A 16,171-nucleotide genomic window follows, 5' to 3' on the forward strand; every position below is an offset into this window, starting at 1 on the left:
GGTGATTACTGGACGGGCTGCCAGCCCAAGCGGGTCTGGCGGTTGGCGGTGACGGTGTACTGGCCGCCGGGGTACGGGTTGTCGATGCGGTACACCTCGATCCTGCGCTCGCCCGGGAAGTCCCGGAAGCGAGCGGTCAGGAACGTCATCGACGACGACAGCGGCACCTGGCCGAACAACGCGCCCCGGTTCGTCTGCCACACCGAGTCGCCCAGGCCGTCCAGCCACAGCACGGCCTTCGTCACCGGCTCCACGATGCCGTGCTGCACGACCGGCTGCTGCTGGCAGGGGAACAGGAACGCGATCTGCCAGCCCAGCGCCACCTTCTCGTCCCGGCCGAGGTAGCTGGTCAGCGGCACGTACCGCTGCACGCTCGGCGAGGTGACGGCGAGCCAGCCGCCGGTGTCGGTGGTGGCGTCGGTGGCGACCAGGCGCATCACGTCGGCGCCCGCGGGCAGGCCGGTGGAGCCGTCGGCGAGCACCACGTTGCGCCACGCCACCCGGTCGCCCTGGTCGCCCAGGCCGCGCTTGCCCACCACCTCGGGCTCGCCGGGCCCGCTGCGGCCGTACTCGACGGTCAGCGCGTTGCCGGTGCGGATGCGGCCGGAGACCAGGACCGCGACGGCGGAGTCCGCGGCCAGCGAGTCGGGCAGCCGGTACCAGCCGGTCGTGACGGCGCCGGTGGTCTTCTCCGGGGTGTTGTCGGCGGTGGCCTCACCGGTCTGGACGAGGCTGCCCCACACCTGCGTGGCCGCGCCGCCGCCCGGCGGCACGTACGGGGTGAACCAGCCGCCGCCCTCGGTGAAACCGGACACCTGCGCGGACTGGCCGGGCAACGCGGTCAGCGGCTGGGCCGCGTCCACGTCCAGCACGTCCAGCGCGCCCGCCGCGCCGCAGTTGTCGGCGTGGACGTCGCGGACGTTCGCGGCGGACGGCGAGTAGGTGTCCCAGGTCCGCTTGGTCGCCACCGCGAAGCCGCCGACCAGGTACAGCACGTTGACCGCGAAGAACACCACGACCAGCGCGGGCACGGCGAGCACCCACGCCTCGCGGCCCCGGCCGGGCCCGGACCGCTTGAGCACGCGGCCGATGACCAGCGCCAGCACCACCAGGCCGAGCGCCCACCACAGCGGCTGGTCGAACTTCACGAACGCCAGCTGCATCGGCTTGTCCTGGTGGGGCAGGCCGAACATCCAGTTGTACGGCCACACGTTGGGGCCGTGCGCGGCCAGCGCGAGCATGAAGCACGCCGCGACACCGGACGCGATCACGCCCACCAGCGGCAGCTTCGTCTCCCTGGTCAGCTCGCGCGCCAGCGGCACGCCGCCGACCAGCATCAGCGTCAGGAACGCGGCGCCGAGGCCGGCCAGGCTGCCGAAGTGGTGGGTCCACTTGCTCGGCGTGAACCACAGCAGCAGCAGGGCGGCCAGCACCGACCAGCCGGACAGCCACAGCCGGTAGGACACCGGGATCTTCTTCAGCCGCGCGCCGACCACCAGCAGGACGAACCAGACCAGCGCCAGCAGGCACACCACGACGCCCGCGCGCTTGGCGTACGAGCCCATCGCGATGTCGTTGAACAGGAACGCCCAGCGCACCCACTCCGAGTACCAGGTCTCCTGGGGCTGGATGGCGTTGAAGATCTCCTGGCTGCGGGTGAAGTCGTGCAGGCTGCCGTCCACGAAGCCGAGGAACGCGGTCACCGTGCCGGGCGCGACCAGGCAGGCGATCCGCACCAGCAGCCCCGACCGCGTCGGCGACACGTCCTTGAGCAGGTGCCAGATCGCGGGCAGGCCCGCGACCAGCGGCGCGAGCGCCGTGAAGCCGGTCGGGTGCGCGGTGAACCCGATGCCCGCGACCAGCACCGCGACCCACACCAGCGCGAGCCGCCGCCGCTCGACGGCCGTGACGACGGCGAGCAGCGTGCCGATGCCGCACATGGCCACCACGCCCTCGGGCCGCACGCCCATGTCCAGGGGCAGCCACCAGGCGAGGAACGCCGCGCCGAGCACGACCCGCAGCACCACGCCGCCCCAGCGGGCGGTCCACGGGGTGTCCGGCAGCACGCCCGCGCGGGCCGTGTACTTGCGCAGCACGTACCAGGTGACCAGGCCGAACAGCAACGCCGGCACACGCAGCAGCACGGGCGTGGTGCCGATGTTCTGCCAGCCCGCGAGGAAGTAGTAGAACCAGGAGAACGGCGTGAAGTTCTGGTTGAAGATCTGGTAGTAGTTGCCGACATAGCCCTCGAACGGGACGTTCTTGGCCATGGCGTTGTAGTAGCCGTCGTCGTCCGACATCGGCGCGAGCAGCGTCCACAGCACCATCACCGCCGGCACCACCACGTCCACCAGCCGGAAGCTGAACCGGGACGGCTTGGCGGGCGAACGGGGCGTCTCGCGGTCCAGCGCGACCAGGCAGCCCAGCGTGACCAGGCCCGCGATGCCGAGCAGCACCATCAGGCCGATCTTGATGGCCGTCGGCGAGCTGTTGAGCATGTCGTCCACGCGCACCGTGACGGACATGTCGTCCGCGGTGCCGCCGGGCAGCGACGTCACCGAGGTGGCCAGCACCGCCACGCTGGGCAGCGTCGCCGACCGGGCGACCTCCTGGCCGTCCCGGGTGACCACCAGGCCGTTCTTGTCGCCCTGGATCCGGTATGCGCAGTCACCGTCGGGCAGCGGGGAGGTGAACAGCTCCTTGCCCGGCCCGTTGGCGACCAACTGGCCGTCGCGGACCGCGACGACCAGGCCGTCCCGGCCGGTCGCGGGCTGCTTCGGGTCCATGGTGGCGAGCACCACGCCGTCACCGCTCCCGGCCGCCGCGCGGACGGCGTCGCAGCTGAACCGGGCGTCGAACCCGATCGGCTTGTACGAGAGCAGGTTGAGCATGGTCGAGGCCGGCGCGGCGGAGTCCTTGGGCCACTGGACCGTCGGGTCGCTCACGGTGACCGGCGCGAACGGCAGCAGCACCGCGCACAGCACGGTGACCAGGGCCGCCGCCAGGGCCAGCGGGCGCAGGCGGTGCGACCGGGACCGCGTGGGGACCGGTTCTTCGGGGGTGGGCGCCGCGTCGGCGGCGTGCCCTGCGTCCTGAACTGCGTGCGGTCGGGTCACTCGCGGTCGTCCTCGCCTGTGTTCGTTTAGGTCAACGCCCAAGCCGTGTCGTGGGTATTCCAACCGGTGTCGGCCACGCTGCTGTCACGGGCGGGTTCCGGCAGCGTCGCGGATGGCCTGGCGCACGTCGCGAGAATTCGTCCGGACGTCGTCGAATAATCACGTTCGCCGAGGTCCGGCCCCCGCGCGCGGCGACCCCCCGAGAGCCTCAGAGCCACGTGACTGGGCAATACTAATCACCCCCGCGGACCCCTCCCGCCGGGGGCTCATGAGGAGGGCGCGTTCTGGCTGAGCAATCCGGTGGTCGGCAGCGGTCGACCCGCGGCGCGGTCGGGATCGTCGGCCTGTGCGTGGTGACGTCCGGCCTGCTGGTCAACGCCTACCTCGCTATTGTCGCGCGCAACGTGTCACCCGCCGAGTACGCCCATTTCGGCTCGTTCTGGTCACTCGCCCTGGTGGTGGGCTTCGGCGTGTTCCTGCCCGTCGAGCAGGAGCTGGCCCGGCTGCTGCCCGGCCGGTCCGACCGGCGCACGCCCGCGCGGTCCGCGTTGGCCGTGGCGGGTGTGATCGGGCTGGTGGAGCTGGCGGTGGTGCTCGCCGCCACGCCGCTGCTGCTGGACTCGTTCGGCGGACACGGGCTCACCATGGCCGCGCTCGCCGCGATGTGCCTGGTCTCGGCCGGCCAGTTCGTCGTCCGCGGCCTGCTCATCGGGCTCAACCGGATGGGCACCTACGGCCTGGTGCAGGTGCTGGACACCGCGCTGCGGGTCGCGCTGGCGCTCACGGTGGGCCTGTTCGGCGTGTCCGACAGCGCGGGTTTCGCGTGGACCCTGGTGATCGCCGTGCTGCTCGCGCACCTGCCGGTCGCGCCGCTGCTGCTGCGCCGCGTGCGCGAGACGCCCGCGGTGACCACCCCGCCCGCCGAGCCCGTCACGACCCGCCGGTTCGCGGGCGCGGTCGCGCCGCTGCTGCTCGGCTCGCTGTGCGCGCAGCTGCTGCTCAACGGCCTGCCGGTGGCCGTGCCGCTGATGGCGGGTCCCGGCGAGCAGGACGCGGCCGGGCACTTCCTCGCGGCGTTCCTGCTGGCCCGCATCCCGCTGTTCGTCGCGGTGCCGCTGCAAAGCGTGCTGCTGCCGTCCATGGCGGCCCTGGCGGACGCCGGGCGCGGCCGGCTGGTGCGCGCCCTGCTGCGGCTCGCGGCCGGGCTGGCCGTGCTCGCCGCGTGCGGCGTGGCGGTCGCCTGGACGTTCGGGCCGTGGCTGGTGCGGCTGGTGTTCGGCGCGGCCTACGTGATCGAGCCGGGCGACCTGGCGTTGATCGTGCTCGGCGTCATCGCCCACCTGGGCCTGGTCATCACCACGCAGGCGCTGGTCGCCAGCGCGCTGCACCCGGCGGTGGCCTGGAGCTGGCTGTGCGGGATCGTGGTGGCGGGCGTCGCGTTCGCCGTCGTGCCCGGCCTGCTGCTGCGAACGGAACTCGCGTTCCTGCTCGGCTCCGGGGCGGGCTGGCTGTTCGCCATGATCTACTTGGTCGCCCACTCGCGACGCCCTTCACCCACTCGCGAAGACAAGGGAGCTATCCGTGCCGGATGACCGCGACGACCTGGTCATGGCGCTGACCTACTACACCCCGTACGTCTCCGGGCTGACGAACGTGGCGCGGGACGTCGCGGAGGGCCTGGCCGCGCGTGGTCGGCGGGTCACCGTCGTCACCACCCGGCACGACCCGTCGCTGCCGGAGCGGGAGGTCGTGAACGGCGTGCGGGTGCTGCGCGCGCCGGTCCTCGCGAAGCTCGGCAAGGGCACGGTCAGCCCCCAGTTCACCAAGCTGGTGATGGACGCCAGTGCGCGTGCCCGGGTGCTCAACGCCCACCTGCCGATGCTGGAGGCGGGCCCGGTGACGCGCCTGGCGAAGTGCCCGGTCGTGCTCACCTACCACTGCGACGTGAGCCTGCCGCCCGGTGTGGTCAACACCGTGCAGGGCAAGGTGATCGACGCGTCCAGCCGCACCGCCATGCGGCACGCCGCGGCGGTCGTGGCGACCAGTGAGGACTACGCGCGGCACAGCAGGCTGTGGCCGTGGATCGCGCCCCGCATGAGCACCATCCCGCCGCCGTGCGCGCCCGTCGAGGGCGGTGCGCCGACCTATCGCGACGGTTCCGGGTTCCACGTCGGCTTCCTCGGCCGGATCGTGGAGGAGAAGGGCGTCGAATTCCTGGTCGACGGTTTCCGCGCCATCGACGACCCGGACGCCCGGCTGCTCATCGGCGGCGATTTCGCGGCGGTGGCGGGCGGTAGCGTCGTGGAGCGGGTCCGGTCGCGAATCGCCGGTGACCCCCGCATCAAGCTGCTCGGATTCATCCCGGACGAGAAGTTGGCGGACTTCTACGCGTCACTGGACGTGTTCGCGCTACCGTCTGTCAACGCGTTCGAGGCGTTCGGGATCGTCCAGGTGGTCGCGATGCTGGCCGGCGTGCCGGTGCTGGCGAGCGACCTGCCGGGCGTGCGCATCCCGGTGACCGAGACGGGTTTCGGGAAGATCGTCAAGCCCCGGGACGTCGCCGGCATCACGGCGGCGCTCACCGGGTTGCGGGACGACCGCCCGGATTCCGCCGAGGGCGCGGCGAAAGCGCGTGAGTTGTACGGAGTGGACGCGGTGATCGACGCGTACGACGCGTTGTTCGAGAAGGTCGCCGCGCAGTAAACCTGCCGTTCGCACCTGCCAGGAGCTGTCCCTATGACGACGGACCCCACGCACTTCGACGAGGATTACTACCGCGCCAACGGGCAGCTGGGCGACCGCCCCGCCCTTCGGTACTACGTCCGGCTGGTCCAGAGGTACGTCGGACCCGGCCCGTACCTCGATTTCGGGTGCGGGACGGGGCACCTGGTGCGCAGGCTGGCCGGTGCGGGCGAGGCCGCCGGTTTCGAGATCTCCGAGTATTCGGCGGAGCAGGCGCGGCGCACGGCGCCCGGCTGCGTGGTGTACACCAAGACCGACGACATCCCGGACGGCTACTTCGGCGGCATCACGTCGGTGCACGTGCTGGAGCACCTCAGCGACGAGATCGCCGAGGAGGTCGTGGCGACGTTCCGCCGCATCCTCAAGCCGGACGGCAAGGCGCTGGTCGTCATGCCGGACCCGATGGGCCGCGGTCGGCGGCTCAAGGGCGACACCTGGAACGGTTTCGCCGACGAGACCCACATCAACCTCAAGCCGCACGCCGAGTGGCGGAAGTTCCTCACCGACCGGGGGATGCGCGTGCTGCGCGAGGGCAGCGACGGCCTGTGGGACGTGCCCTACCGCAAGCTGCCCAAGCTGGTCGACGCGGCCGTGCACGCGGGCCCGTCGCTGGCGCAGTTCCTGTCCGGCCGCCTCGTGCTGGGGCCCGGCTCGGGTGAGTCGTCCATCTTCGTGCTCGCCAAGGCGTGACCCGGTCCGGCGCCGCGCGGTGTGCGCGGCGCCGGGTCGCGGCGTCAGCCGTTGTTGTCGATCAGGGTCGAGATCTCCCGGTGCACCAGCGAGATCCGCGTGCCCCAGTTCGGGCAGCCGCCCAGGTGGTGCAGCGCGATGACGCGGTGCGAGGACGCGGCCAGCACGGGCGAGCCGGAGTTGCCGCCGGAGGAGTCGCACCGGTAGCCGGTGTTCACCCCGGACGCCACGACGTCGATCTTGCAGTACGCGCCGCCGTCCCGGTCCTCGTACAGCGACAGCCGCTTGGGCTTGACGTCGCCGTGACCGGGCAGGTAGATCCGCTCGCCCGCCTTGGGCTCGCGGACGTCCAGGTACAGCGTGCCGAACTGCTTGATCGCGTCGAAGTTGTTCACCGAGAACAACGCGTAGTCCAGGTTCTGGAGCGAACTGGACTTCAGCAACTGCGCGCCGCTGACCTTCACCCCGGCCCGCGGGTTGTTCCCGCCGCAGGTGGCGCACTGGTAGTCGAACTGGAACTCGCTGGCGCGCAGGTCGGCCGCGCTCTCCAGGCAGTGGTAGTTGGTGATCATCCGGTTGGTGTTGCCGACGCGCCACGCCGTGCAGTGCCCCAGGCCGTTGAGCAGCTGCCGCGCCACCGCGCCCGCGCGGGCGTACTCGGTGGGGTGGTTGCCCTGGTAGCAGACGACGTCCTTGCGCGCGTCGGTGCCGCAGACGCTCAGCGGTCGCGGGTTGGCGGCGGCCGCCTCGGCGGGCGAGAAGCCCCGGTAGTAGCGGTCGACGCGGACGCCGAACCCCTGGCGGGTCAGCGATTCCGCGTTCGGCCGGGCCGCGGCGGCGTGCAGGGTGACCACCGCGGTGTCGCCGTCGACCGACATGGCGGCGAATCCGGAGGGCCCGTGCACCGTGTGCGGCGAGTCGCCGGGGAACGCGGCGTGCCCCGGGTCGCCCCGGTAGGTGTGCACCTCCCGGCCCGCCGGGTCGGACACCGTGACCCGGTCGCCCGGCACCAGCTTCAGCGCCGCGAAGTGCACCTTCACGTAGCTGGACCCGGGTTCGCGCAACACGACCCGCCACGACCGGCCGTCGGCGGCGTACCGCAGGACGGCATCGGCCGCCTTCACCTCACCCGCCTTGGCGACCTGCGGGGGAACCGCCGGTCCCGCGATCGCGGGCGGCGTGGGCGTGATCAACACGAGTGCGAGGGCCATCGGCAGGAGCAGGGACCGGATGGACAAGGCGCACCTCCTTGAAAGGTCGTTTCCTCAAGGGCGGCGGCGGTGCCGGGTCCGGCTCGCAGGTGGACCCGGACCTTTACGTTCGCACGCCGGACCCACGCCCTCCATCCGTCGAAGGCACTGTCTTCGGAACGGCCCCGGCCGGTGCCGCGCGCCCGCTACGCTGGCGGCTCGATCCAGCGCGAACCCGGGGTGTGGCATGGCGGAGTCGACGGGAACGGCGGTCGGGGAGTGCTTCTTCGTCTGCCCGATCGGTGCCGCGAACTCGGACATCAGGAAGCGGTCGAACCAGGTGTACCGGCACGTCGTGAAGGCGACGGTCGAACCCATGGGCTACGAGACCACGCGTGGTGACACCATCGACCAGTCCGGGCTGATCACGACCCAGGTGATCGACAAGCTGCTGAACGCGGACCTGGTCATCGCGGACCTGACCGACCACAACCCCAACGTCTTCTACGAGCTGGCCGTGCGCCACGCGGCGGGCAAGCCGTTCATCCACCTGATGGCGGAGGGGCAGGCGGTGCCCTTCGACATCCAGGGGATGCGCACGGTCTTCTTCGACCACCAGGATCTCGACTCGGTGTTCGAGGCGAAGCGGCAGCTGTCCGGGATGATCCGGCAGATCCAGGCGGGCGCGCGCGTGGAGACGCCGGTGACGTACACGATCGACCTCCAGCAGCTGCGCCAGTCGGACAACTCCGAGGCACGCGGCATCGCCGACCTCATGAGCGAGATGGCGCTCCTCAAGAGAGCCGTGCTGAGCGGCGTCCGCTCCCGCCGCCCGTCCGCCGACCACATGACGCTGCGGAACTTCGTCCAGTACCTCGCCGGAGCCGGTCGCCTGGAGGTCGAGGACCACAGGTTCCTGACCAACGCGGACACCAGCGACGCGCACGACGAGTGGGTGAACGCCGTGGTGTCGTCCGTCGAGACGTGGGCGAACTCCGCCGCCTTCCCGGACGAACCGCCGTTCTGACGGCCCGGTGCTCAGCCGACGCCCAGCGGGGCGACCACGTCGTCCGGCAGCGGGTACGGGTGTTCCGCCGGGAGGAGGGCCGCGGCTTCCCCGTCGCGGCCGGAGGACACGAGTTCTCCCACGGTGCGCATGACGTCCGTGACGTCGGTGATGGCGGCGATCCACTCCTCCACGTAGCGCCGCACCGCCTCCCCGCGCAGACCGACCTGAATGGACCGGTGCCCGAGCGGCCGGTGGTGGAGGTCGCGTTCGGGGTCCCACTGCACCCGCACGGGGCTCTTCTGCACCGCGGAAGCCCATGCGTCGTGGTGACCGTGGACGGTGGGCACGAAGTGGCTGAGCGCCGCGTGTGCCAAGGCCCAGTGGAACCCCTCGCGCGTGATGTCGACGGCCAGCACCCGCTCCTGGCCGGGCTTGCTCGCATAGCCGCAGCGATAAGCCATCCACAGGAACGAGGGCTTGATCCAGGTCATGCGCTCGCGCTTGAACGGCGGCACGAACGTCCCGGCCTTGAGCGCGGCGTCCGCGATGGGCGGCGGGTACGCCTGGTAGACCCGGATGGTGTCGTCCGTGTGCCACGCACGCACTTCGCGCTCGGTCGCTGCCACCGGTCCATCATGTCAAGCAGCCCGCGGCGGTCAGACCGTCGCGGTTACCAGGTCGCGCAACAGGCCGTCCCGCTCGGCGTCGGTCAACTTGCCGTACTGGTGGGGGCTCGGGCCGGTGGCGCTCTGCGGTTGCTTGGCCGTAGCGGCGCACGTGGTCGTCGACGTCGTCAGCTCGACGGCCTCGGCGACCGGCTTGCCGGTGTTGGTGGAGCGCACCTCGACCCGGAGGACGCGGTTGAACAGGCGGTTCGTGAACAGGGAAGTGCCGGTTGTGCTGCCGATGACGCGGTACTCGCACTCACGCACCTCCACGGCGTCGAGCACGGTCACGCAGGCGACGAGCTGGAGCGTCGTGTTGCCGGCCGACTTCCACTCCGCGGGCAGTTCGGTGACGTCCGAGTCGAGGTCGTCCTCGATCCCGGTCGGGTAACCCTTGGCGGCGCGGACGGAGATCGCGATCGAGTGCGGTCCCGGCCCGGAGTAGGCCGGGACGTCGGGGAAGCCACGCCCTTGGCACACCGCGGCGTACCCGCTGGCGACGATCGCCGGTGTCGACGCGGTGGTGGGTGGGGTCGTCGTGGTCACCGGCGCCGTGACGGTGACCGTGGTGGGAGGTGGTGGCGACGCCGTGCAGGCCGCCAGCACGCACATCGTTGCCAACCATAAGCCGTTGCGCAGTGTCTGCCTCACGCACAGGACGTTACCGATCGGGACGGCCCGTCGCGGGTGGTTCGCCGCGTCCGGTCCGCGGTCACGGCCGGGCGTCGAACCGGGCCCGGGCCACGTCGACCTCGTGCAGTGTCGTGGTGGTCCAGCGCAGCAGCGCGTCCACCAGGTCCTGCAACGACTTCCCCAGCGCCGTGATGCGGTACTCGACCGCGATCGGCCGGGTGTCGATCACGACCCGTTCCACCATCCCGTTGCGCTCCAACCTGCGCAGCGCCGCGGTCAGCGACTTCTGCGTCACCACCGGGATCGCCCGCCGCAACCCGTTGAAGCGCAACGGGTTCCCGCACAGCGCGTCGAGGACCTGGAGCGACCACTTGTCCAGGACCTCGTCCAGCAGTTCGCGGTGGCGTTCGGTGAGGGCGGGCGTGGTTTCCGGCATGACACCTAGTCTCGTTGAAGTGCCCTTTCGATACCAGGTAGAAATCGGATACCTACTCAGGAAGGTTCCCCATGCCGGTGCGCTTGTCGACTCCCGAGGGCATGTTCGCCCCCGTCCCCTACCACCACGTCTCGGTCGGCACCGGCACCCGCCAGGTGCACGTGGCCGGGCAGATCGCGCGTGACGCCGAGGGCAACCCGGTCGCCACCGGTGACCTGGCCGGGCAGGTCGCGCAGGCGTTGCGCAACACCGCACGGGGCCTGGCCGGGGCCGGCGCGACGTTCGCCGACGTGGTGCGGCTGCGGTTCTACCTCACGCGGTGGAGCCCGGACCGGTACGGCGACTTCATCGCGGGCATCGAGCGGGTCTCCGACGAACTCGCCCTGCCCCGCCCCCTGCCGCCGTTGTCGGCGATCGGGGTGGACTACCTGTTCGAGCCCGACGTGCTCGTGGAGGTCGAGGCGTACGCGGTGCTGGACTGACCGCCCCGACCGACAGGTGGGTCCGCACTGGACGCGGTCGAGCCCCGACCTCACGGCTCGTCCCAAGTGACCTGTTGGCTCCACGTGTGGCTCCACGCAGGCGGTCGAAGACCGACCTGTCAGCTCCCCCTGACCTGCCTGTGCAGGTCAGGGGGCGTTATCCGAGCGCCCCCGGCAGGATTCGAACCTGCGACCTCGGGATTAGAAGTCCCTCGCTCTCTCCACTGAGCTACGGAGGCTGGAGGGCGGTGACCACGCGCTGTAGCAGCGTAGCCGCCCCACCGGACACATCGTCCGGGAGACGTGGACCGTTTCCGTCCAGGCACCGGAAGTGTGATCAAACCGGCCAAAAAGTGATGCGCATCACGTTAGAACGCCTGCGGAGTGGCGATCCACGAGGGAAACGGGGAGTCTCGCCGGTTCGCCGGGTCTCGCGCCGGTCAGCAGTCGGAGCGCCAGTTCTCCCGCTCGGCGGCCCTTCTCGGCCAGGGGTTGACGCACCGTAGTCAACGGGGGCTCCGCGTGGCCGGCTTCGGGCACGTCGTCGAACCCCACCACCGACACGTCGGTCGGCACGCGGAGGCCCAGGTCGCGTGCTGCCTGGAGCGCGCCGAACGCCAGTTCGTCCGACGCGCACAGCAGGGCGGTGGGCCGCGGCGTCCGCGACAGCAGCTCACGCGCCCCCGCACGGCCCAGGTCGCGGCGGCTCCCGGCGCACTCCCACACGGGCGCCTCGCCGATCACGTCCAGGTACCCGGTCAGCCGGTCGCGGGTCACGCGGAACGCCGCGTCGGGCAACCGGTCGGTCGGGACGGGCCCGGTCGCGCCGTCGCGGTGCAGCCCGAACGCCAGCACGCCGAACCTCGTGTGGCCGAGGTCGCGCAGATGGGTCGCGGCCAGGCGTGCGCCGCCCACGTCGTCCACCTCGACGCGTGCGGTGTCCGGCAGCACGGGCTGGTCGATGACGACCAACGGCAGCCCACGGGCACGCACGACGTCCAACGCGGGCGCGTGGTCAGGCAGCGAGTACGCCACGACGACGTCCGCCTGCGCGCGGGCGACGGTCTCCGGGCGCGGGCCGCCGTCGACGCCGCCGGGCATCAGCACGAGGCCGTGGTCGTGGCCGTCGACGGTGGACGCCAGGCCGTCCAGCACGATCGACACGGCCGGGTCGGAGGACAGCGGCCGGTCGAGCATGACGCCGACGGTCGCGCTGTGCCGGGTGGCGAGGCTGCGGGCGACCGGATCGGGCCCCGCGTAGCCGAGGGACGCCGCCGTCTCCAGTATGCGTTCACGCAGGGCGGCCGAGAGCTGGTCCGGCCGGTTGTACGCGTTGGAGACCGTCGCGCGCGACACACCGACGGCACTGGCCACGGTGTCGAGCGTCGGCTTCCGGTGACGGTCCACGTGACGAGGTTAACCAGGTGGCCGCCTGGATGTTCTGAAGCGCTTCAGTCACACTCGCCCCATGCGCCTCGCGGTCTTCGCAGTCTTCCTCTTCAACGGGGTCGCGCTCTTGTCCTGGGCTGCTCGGATGCCGGCTCTCGCCGCACAGGTCGGCGCGACGGAGGCGACCCTTGGCCTGGCGCTGCTCGGCGCGAGCATCGGCCTGGCCGTGACCGCGCCGATCGCCGCCCGCGTGTGCGCCGCGGTCGGCGCGCGCAGGCTGATCGTGATCGGCGCGGCGGCCACCGTCGTCACCATGCCGGTGCTCTCCTTCACGACCACGCCACTGAACCTGGGCCTGACCCTGTTCGTGATGGGTGCGTGCAACGCATCGCTGGACGTCGGCATGAACGTCGCCGCCGTCGCCGCCACACGCGCCCTCGACCGGCCGTTGATGCCGCAGTTCCACGCGGGCTTCAGCGTGGGCGGTCTCATCGGGTCGCTGGGCGCCGCCGCAGCGGCAGCCGCCGACATGGACCTGCGCACGCACCTCCTCACGGTCTCCGTGGTCGGTGCGCTCGCCATGGCGGCCGTGATCCGCTCGGTGCCCGGTGCGACCGGCGAACCCGCGTCGACCGACACGACCCCCGTCCTGCGCCGTCCGCTGTTGTGGTTGCTCGCAGGCATCACGGTGTTCTCCGCCATCGCCGAAGGCGCAACGGCGGACTGGTCGGCGCTCTTCTTCGTCCGCGAACGCGCCCTCAGCGACGCCGCCGCCGCCGCGGCGTACGCGGGCTTCTCCATCGCGATGGCCGTCGCCCGGCTCGTCGGCGAGCCGATCCAACGCCGCATGGGCCCGTACTGGCTGCTGGCGGGCGGTGCCGTGGTGGCCGCCGCGGGCATCGCGGGGACGGTCCTGATCTCGTCGCCCGTCGCGGGTTTCGTGGGCTTCGCCCTGGCCGGCCTGGGCCTGGCGTTCTGCTTCCCGGTCGTGATGGACCTGGCGGGCGCCGCGGGCCGCCGTGCCGACGGCACCGGCGGCGAACGCGAGATCGGCCTGGTGACGACCGTCGCCTACACGGGCTTCCTGATCGGACCGCCGGTGATGGGCGCCATCGCGCACGCGGCGTCGCTCACGATCGCGTTGGGGTGCATCGCGGTCGTCATCGCCCTCATCGTGCCCACGACGTTGCTCGCACGCAACGCGCGCACACGCGAACTCAGGCTGCGGGAAGCCGATTCAACGCGACCTTGATCAACGACTGGAGCATGGCGGTCATCTGCTCCGCCTTACCGCCGTTGAGGGTCATCGCGACGAGGATGCTCCGATTGGGGTTCACCGCCGTGGTCGTGGTGCACACCATGGCATTGCCGTCGAGGTCGCACGCCACCCAGGACGAGTGACCGTCCACGACGACCTCACGCCCCTTCGCCTGGCGTTGCCGCACGTGTTCGTACTTCTGGTACAGCGCGGTGACAACGCTCGCACCGTCGAACAGGTACTGGCACGACTCCTGGATTTGATCGTCTCGCCTGGTCGGCTGGGCGGTGAGCGCGCCGACCGGCTTGAGGTCGTCGACCGTGAGCAACCCGCACGGGTCCACACCCGCCACGGACCGCTGCTTGGCGATCTTCGGTGAGCCGTCGGACGTCGTGGACGTGGTGGTCGGGGCACTCGCCGGGGTGGCGTCCGACGCCGGCAGGGGGTCGCCGTTGATCGTGTAACTGCACCCGGTGAGCAGAAGCGCGGACAGGGCCACCACGACCCACGAGCGAGAGCTGGTCACGAAGCGCAACGGTAGTCGGTGGCTTCGGTGCACGTCCGGCGGTTGGTGGTGCCGTTGCCGAGCCGCCTACCCTCGACCCGTGCCCATCGACGCGCCTGCCCGCTCCACGCGAACTGGTCTAGTCCCTTTGCTGGTCGTCGGCACGGCCATAGCCGCGCTGCTCGCCGCCGGCATCGCCGCGGCCACCGGCGGCGACAGGTCCGGGCTGCTGGTGGTGCGGGTGCTCACCGAGTCCGCGGCCGTGGTGACGATCGGATCGTTGTTGCTCGCGGCGTTCCTGGTGCCGCCGCAGGCCAACGGGCGGCTCGCGGCGGACGGCTACGCCGCGTTGCGCACGGCCGCGTGGGCGGCTCTGGTGTGGACGCTGGGCGCCGTCGCCGCCGTGCCGTTCACGGCCGCCGACGCGCTCGGCCAGCCCGTGACGGCGTTGCTCGACCCGTCGGTCCTGTTCTCCGTGGCGGGTTTCCTGGAGCAGGCCAAGGCGTGGATGGTGACGGCCGTCATCGTGGCGTTGCTCGCACTGGGCTGCCGTCTGGTGCTGTCGTGGGGCTGGACGACCGCGTTGTTCTTCCTGTCGGTGTTCGCGCTCGTGCCGGTGGCCGTGACGGGGCACTCGTCCGGCGGCGGTTCGCACGACGTGGCGACCAACAGCCTGCTGTACCACCTCGTCGGCGCGGCGTTGTGGGTCGGCGGTCTGATCGCGTTGCTCGCGCACGGCAGGCGTGGCGGCGAACACCTCGGCCTGGCGACCACCCGGTTCTCCCGGCTGGCGCTGGTGTGCTGGCTGGTGATGGCCGTGTCCGGTGTGGTGAACGCGTTGGTGCGCCTGCCGTTGAGCCAGCTGTTCACCAGCGACTACGGCCTGCTGGTGCTGGGCAAGACGGTGGCGCTGGTGCTGCTCGGCGTGTTCGGCTGGTTCCAGCGGCAGCGGAGCGTCCGGGAGGTCGTGACCACCGGTTCGGGCCGGTCGCTGCTCAAGCTCGCGGGCGTCGAGATCCTGCTGATGTTCCTCACGATCGGTCTCGCGGCCGCCCTTTCCCGCACACCACCGCCGCCGGAGGGGCGTGCGTTCCCCAGCACGGTCGAGCTGCGCATCGGCTATGACCTGTTCGGCGAGCCCACGCTCGCCAGGCTGCTGTTCGACTGGCGTTTCGACCTCGTGTTCGGCACGGTCGCCATCGCGCTCGCGGTCGTCTACGTGCTCGGTGTGCTGCGGTTGCGCCGTCGCGGTGACAAGTGGCCGGTGGGCCGCACGATCGCGTGGGTCGTGGGCTGCTTTACGGTGCTGTTCGCCACGTCCTCGGGCATCGGCCGGTACGCGCCGGCGATGTTCAGCATCCACATGGAGAGCCACATGCTGCTCTCCATGCTCGCGCCGATCCTGTTGGTGCTGGGCGGTCCCGTGACGCTGGCGTTGCGCGCGTTGCCCCCCGCGGGCAAGGACAACCCGCCCGGTGCTCGCGAGTGGATCCTGGCGTTGGTCCACTCGCCCGTGTCGAAGGTCCTCACGAACCCGTTCGTGGCGCTGGCGTTGTTCGTGGGCTCGTTCTACGGCCTGTACTTCTCGGGCCTGTTCGACTGGGCGTTGGACTACCACTGGGCGCACCTGGCGATGAACGCGCACTTCATCCTCGTGGGGTACGTGTTCTACTGGCCGGTGATCGGCATCGACCCGTCCCCGAACCGCCTGCCCCCGTTGGGACGCCTGGGCCTGCTGTTCGCGTCCATCCCGTTCCACGCGTTCTTCGGCATCGTGCTGATGAGTTCGGCGACCGTGATCGGCGAGAACTACTACCGGGCGCTGGCACTGCCGTGGGTGTCGTCGCAGTTGGAGGACCAGCGCCTCGGCGGCGGTATCGCGTGGGCGGCGGGTGAGGTGCCGCTCGTCGTGGTCATGGTGGCGCTGTTGGTGCAATGGGCCCGTTCGGACGATCGTGACGCACGACGTTCGGACCGCAAGGCCGACGCGGACGGTGACGCCGACCTCGCTGCCTACAACGCGATGCTGCGCAAGCTGTCCGAACGGGAGTGAGCG

At 71.2% G+C, this 16,171-nt stretch carries 14 protein-coding genes and 1 tRNA gene; 7 read left to right on the forward strand and 8 right to left on the reverse strand.

All coding sequences use genetic code 11. The features are described 5' to 3' along the window. Positions 1–5 precede the first annotated feature (5 nt). Positions 6–3,116 (reverse strand): arabinosyltransferase domain-containing protein, encoded by a 3,111-nt coding sequence (locus KZQ38_RS26650; RefSeq protein ID WP_219445585.1) that lies wholly within the window; start codon positions 3,114–3,116, stop codon positions 6–8. Between the two features lie 353 nt (positions 3,117–3,469). On the opposite strand from KZQ38_RS26650, the gene KZQ38_RS26655 reads away from it, so the two are divergent. From KZQ38_RS26655 to KZQ38_RS26665, 3 genes are read left to right on the forward strand one after another with little or no spacing between them, the layout of a single operon-like run. Beyond that, the gene (locus KZQ38_RS26655) at positions 3,470–4,708 is read left to right on the forward strand and encodes a lipopolysaccharide biosynthesis protein (protein ID WP_219445586.1); all 1,239 of its coding nucleotides are present in this window, start codon (positions 3,470–3,472) and stop codon (positions 4,706–4,708) included. Then, positions 4,698–5,819 carry a glycosyltransferase family 4 protein gene (locus KZQ38_RS26660; protein ID WP_308258608.1) on the forward strand — a complete coding sequence of 374 codons (1,122 nt, stop codon included), beginning with the start codon at positions 4,698–4,700 and terminating at the stop codon, positions 5,817–5,819. The genes KZQ38_RS26655 and KZQ38_RS26660 overlap by 11 nt, the downstream gene beginning before the upstream one ends. A gap of 33 nt (positions 5,820–5,852) precedes the next feature. Next, positions 5,853–6,548, forward strand: a complete 696-nt coding sequence (locus KZQ38_RS26665) for a class I SAM-dependent methyltransferase (protein WP_219445587.1) — start codon at positions 5,853–5,855, stop codon at positions 6,546–6,548. Between the two features lie 44 nt (positions 6,549–6,592). Here the strand turns inward: KZQ38_RS26665 and KZQ38_RS26670 are convergent, their stop codons facing one another. Then, positions 6,593–7,786, reverse strand: coding sequence for a trypsin-like serine peptidase (locus KZQ38_RS26670; protein ID WP_257902276.1), 1,194 nt, complete (start codon positions 7,784–7,786; stop codon positions 6,593–6,595). 199 nt (positions 7,787–7,985) lie between these two features. Between KZQ38_RS26670 and KZQ38_RS26675 the strand changes: the two genes are divergently transcribed. Beyond that, entirely contained in the window at positions 7,986–8,765 is a 780-nt protein-coding gene (locus KZQ38_RS26675) for a hypothetical protein (RefSeq protein WP_219445588.1), read from the forward strand. An 11-nt stretch (positions 8,766–8,776) separates the two neighbouring features. Here KZQ38_RS26675 and KZQ38_RS26680 read toward each other — a convergent pair whose 3' ends face one another. The 3 genes from KZQ38_RS26680 to KZQ38_RS26690 form a co-directional block, all read right to left on the reverse strand. Beyond that, complete coding sequence (locus tag KZQ38_RS26680) at positions 8,777–9,373, reverse strand: DUF4291 domain-containing protein (protein ID WP_219445589.1); 597 nt, start codon at positions 9,371–9,373, stop codon at positions 8,777–8,779. A 30-nt stretch (positions 9,374–9,403) separates the two neighbouring features. Next, positions 9,404–10,024, reverse strand: a complete 621-nt coding sequence (locus KZQ38_RS26685; RefSeq protein WP_219445591.1) for a hypothetical protein — start codon at positions 10,022–10,024, stop codon at positions 9,404–9,406. A 100-nt stretch (positions 10,025–10,124) separates the two neighbouring features. Continuing rightward, the gene (locus KZQ38_RS26690) at positions 10,125–10,481 is read right to left on the reverse strand and encodes a winged helix-turn-helix transcriptional regulator (protein WP_219445593.1); all 357 of its coding nucleotides are present in this window, start codon (positions 10,479–10,481) and stop codon (positions 10,125–10,127) included. A gap of 71 nt (positions 10,482–10,552) precedes the next feature. Between KZQ38_RS26690 and KZQ38_RS26695 the strand changes: the two genes are divergently transcribed. Then, complete coding sequence (locus KZQ38_RS26695) at positions 10,553–10,963, forward strand: Rid family hydrolase (protein WP_219445595.1); 411 nt, start codon at positions 10,553–10,555, stop codon at positions 10,961–10,963. Between the two features lie 166 nt (positions 10,964–11,129). On the opposite strand, the gene KZQ38_RS26700 is transcribed toward KZQ38_RS26695, so the two are convergent. Both KZQ38_RS26700 and KZQ38_RS26705 read right to left on the reverse strand, forming a co-directional pair. Next, positions 11,130–11,202, reverse strand: a tRNA-Arg gene (locus KZQ38_RS26700). A gap of 124 nt (positions 11,203–11,326) precedes the next feature. Next, positions 11,327–12,370, reverse strand: coding sequence for a LacI family DNA-binding transcriptional regulator (locus tag KZQ38_RS26705; RefSeq protein ID WP_219445596.1), 1,044 nt, complete (start codon positions 12,368–12,370; stop codon positions 11,327–11,329). A gap of 61 nt (positions 12,371–12,431) precedes the next feature. On the opposite strand from KZQ38_RS26705, the gene KZQ38_RS26710 reads away from it, so the two are divergent. Further along, positions 12,432–13,604 carry an MFS transporter gene (locus KZQ38_RS26710; protein ID WP_257902277.1) on the forward strand — a complete coding sequence of 391 codons (1,173 nt, stop codon included), beginning with the start codon at positions 12,432–12,434 and terminating at the stop codon, positions 13,602–13,604. Here the strand turns inward: KZQ38_RS26710 and KZQ38_RS26715 are convergent. Further along, positions 13,570–14,136, reverse strand: coding sequence for a DUF3558 family protein (locus KZQ38_RS26715; protein WP_219445597.1), 567 nt, complete (start codon positions 14,134–14,136; stop codon positions 13,570–13,572). The two genes, KZQ38_RS26710 and KZQ38_RS26715, sit on opposite strands and share 35 nt — an antisense overlap. Before the next feature lie 79 nt (positions 14,137–14,215). On the opposite strand from KZQ38_RS26715, the gene KZQ38_RS26720 reads away from it, so the two are divergent. After that, the gene (locus KZQ38_RS26720; protein WP_219445599.1) at positions 14,216–16,168 is read left to right on the forward strand and encodes a bifunctional copper resistance protein CopD/cytochrome c oxidase assembly protein; all 1,953 of its coding nucleotides are present in this window, start codon (positions 14,216–14,218) and stop codon (positions 16,166–16,168) included. The last annotated feature ends 3 nt before the right edge of the window (positions 16,169–16,171 follow it).

This window comes from Saccharothrix obliqua (assembly GCF_019375475.1).
In the GTDB taxonomy this organism is placed as follows: Bacteria; Actinomycetota; Actinomycetes; order Mycobacteriales; family Pseudonocardiaceae; genus Actinosynnema; species Actinosynnema obliqua.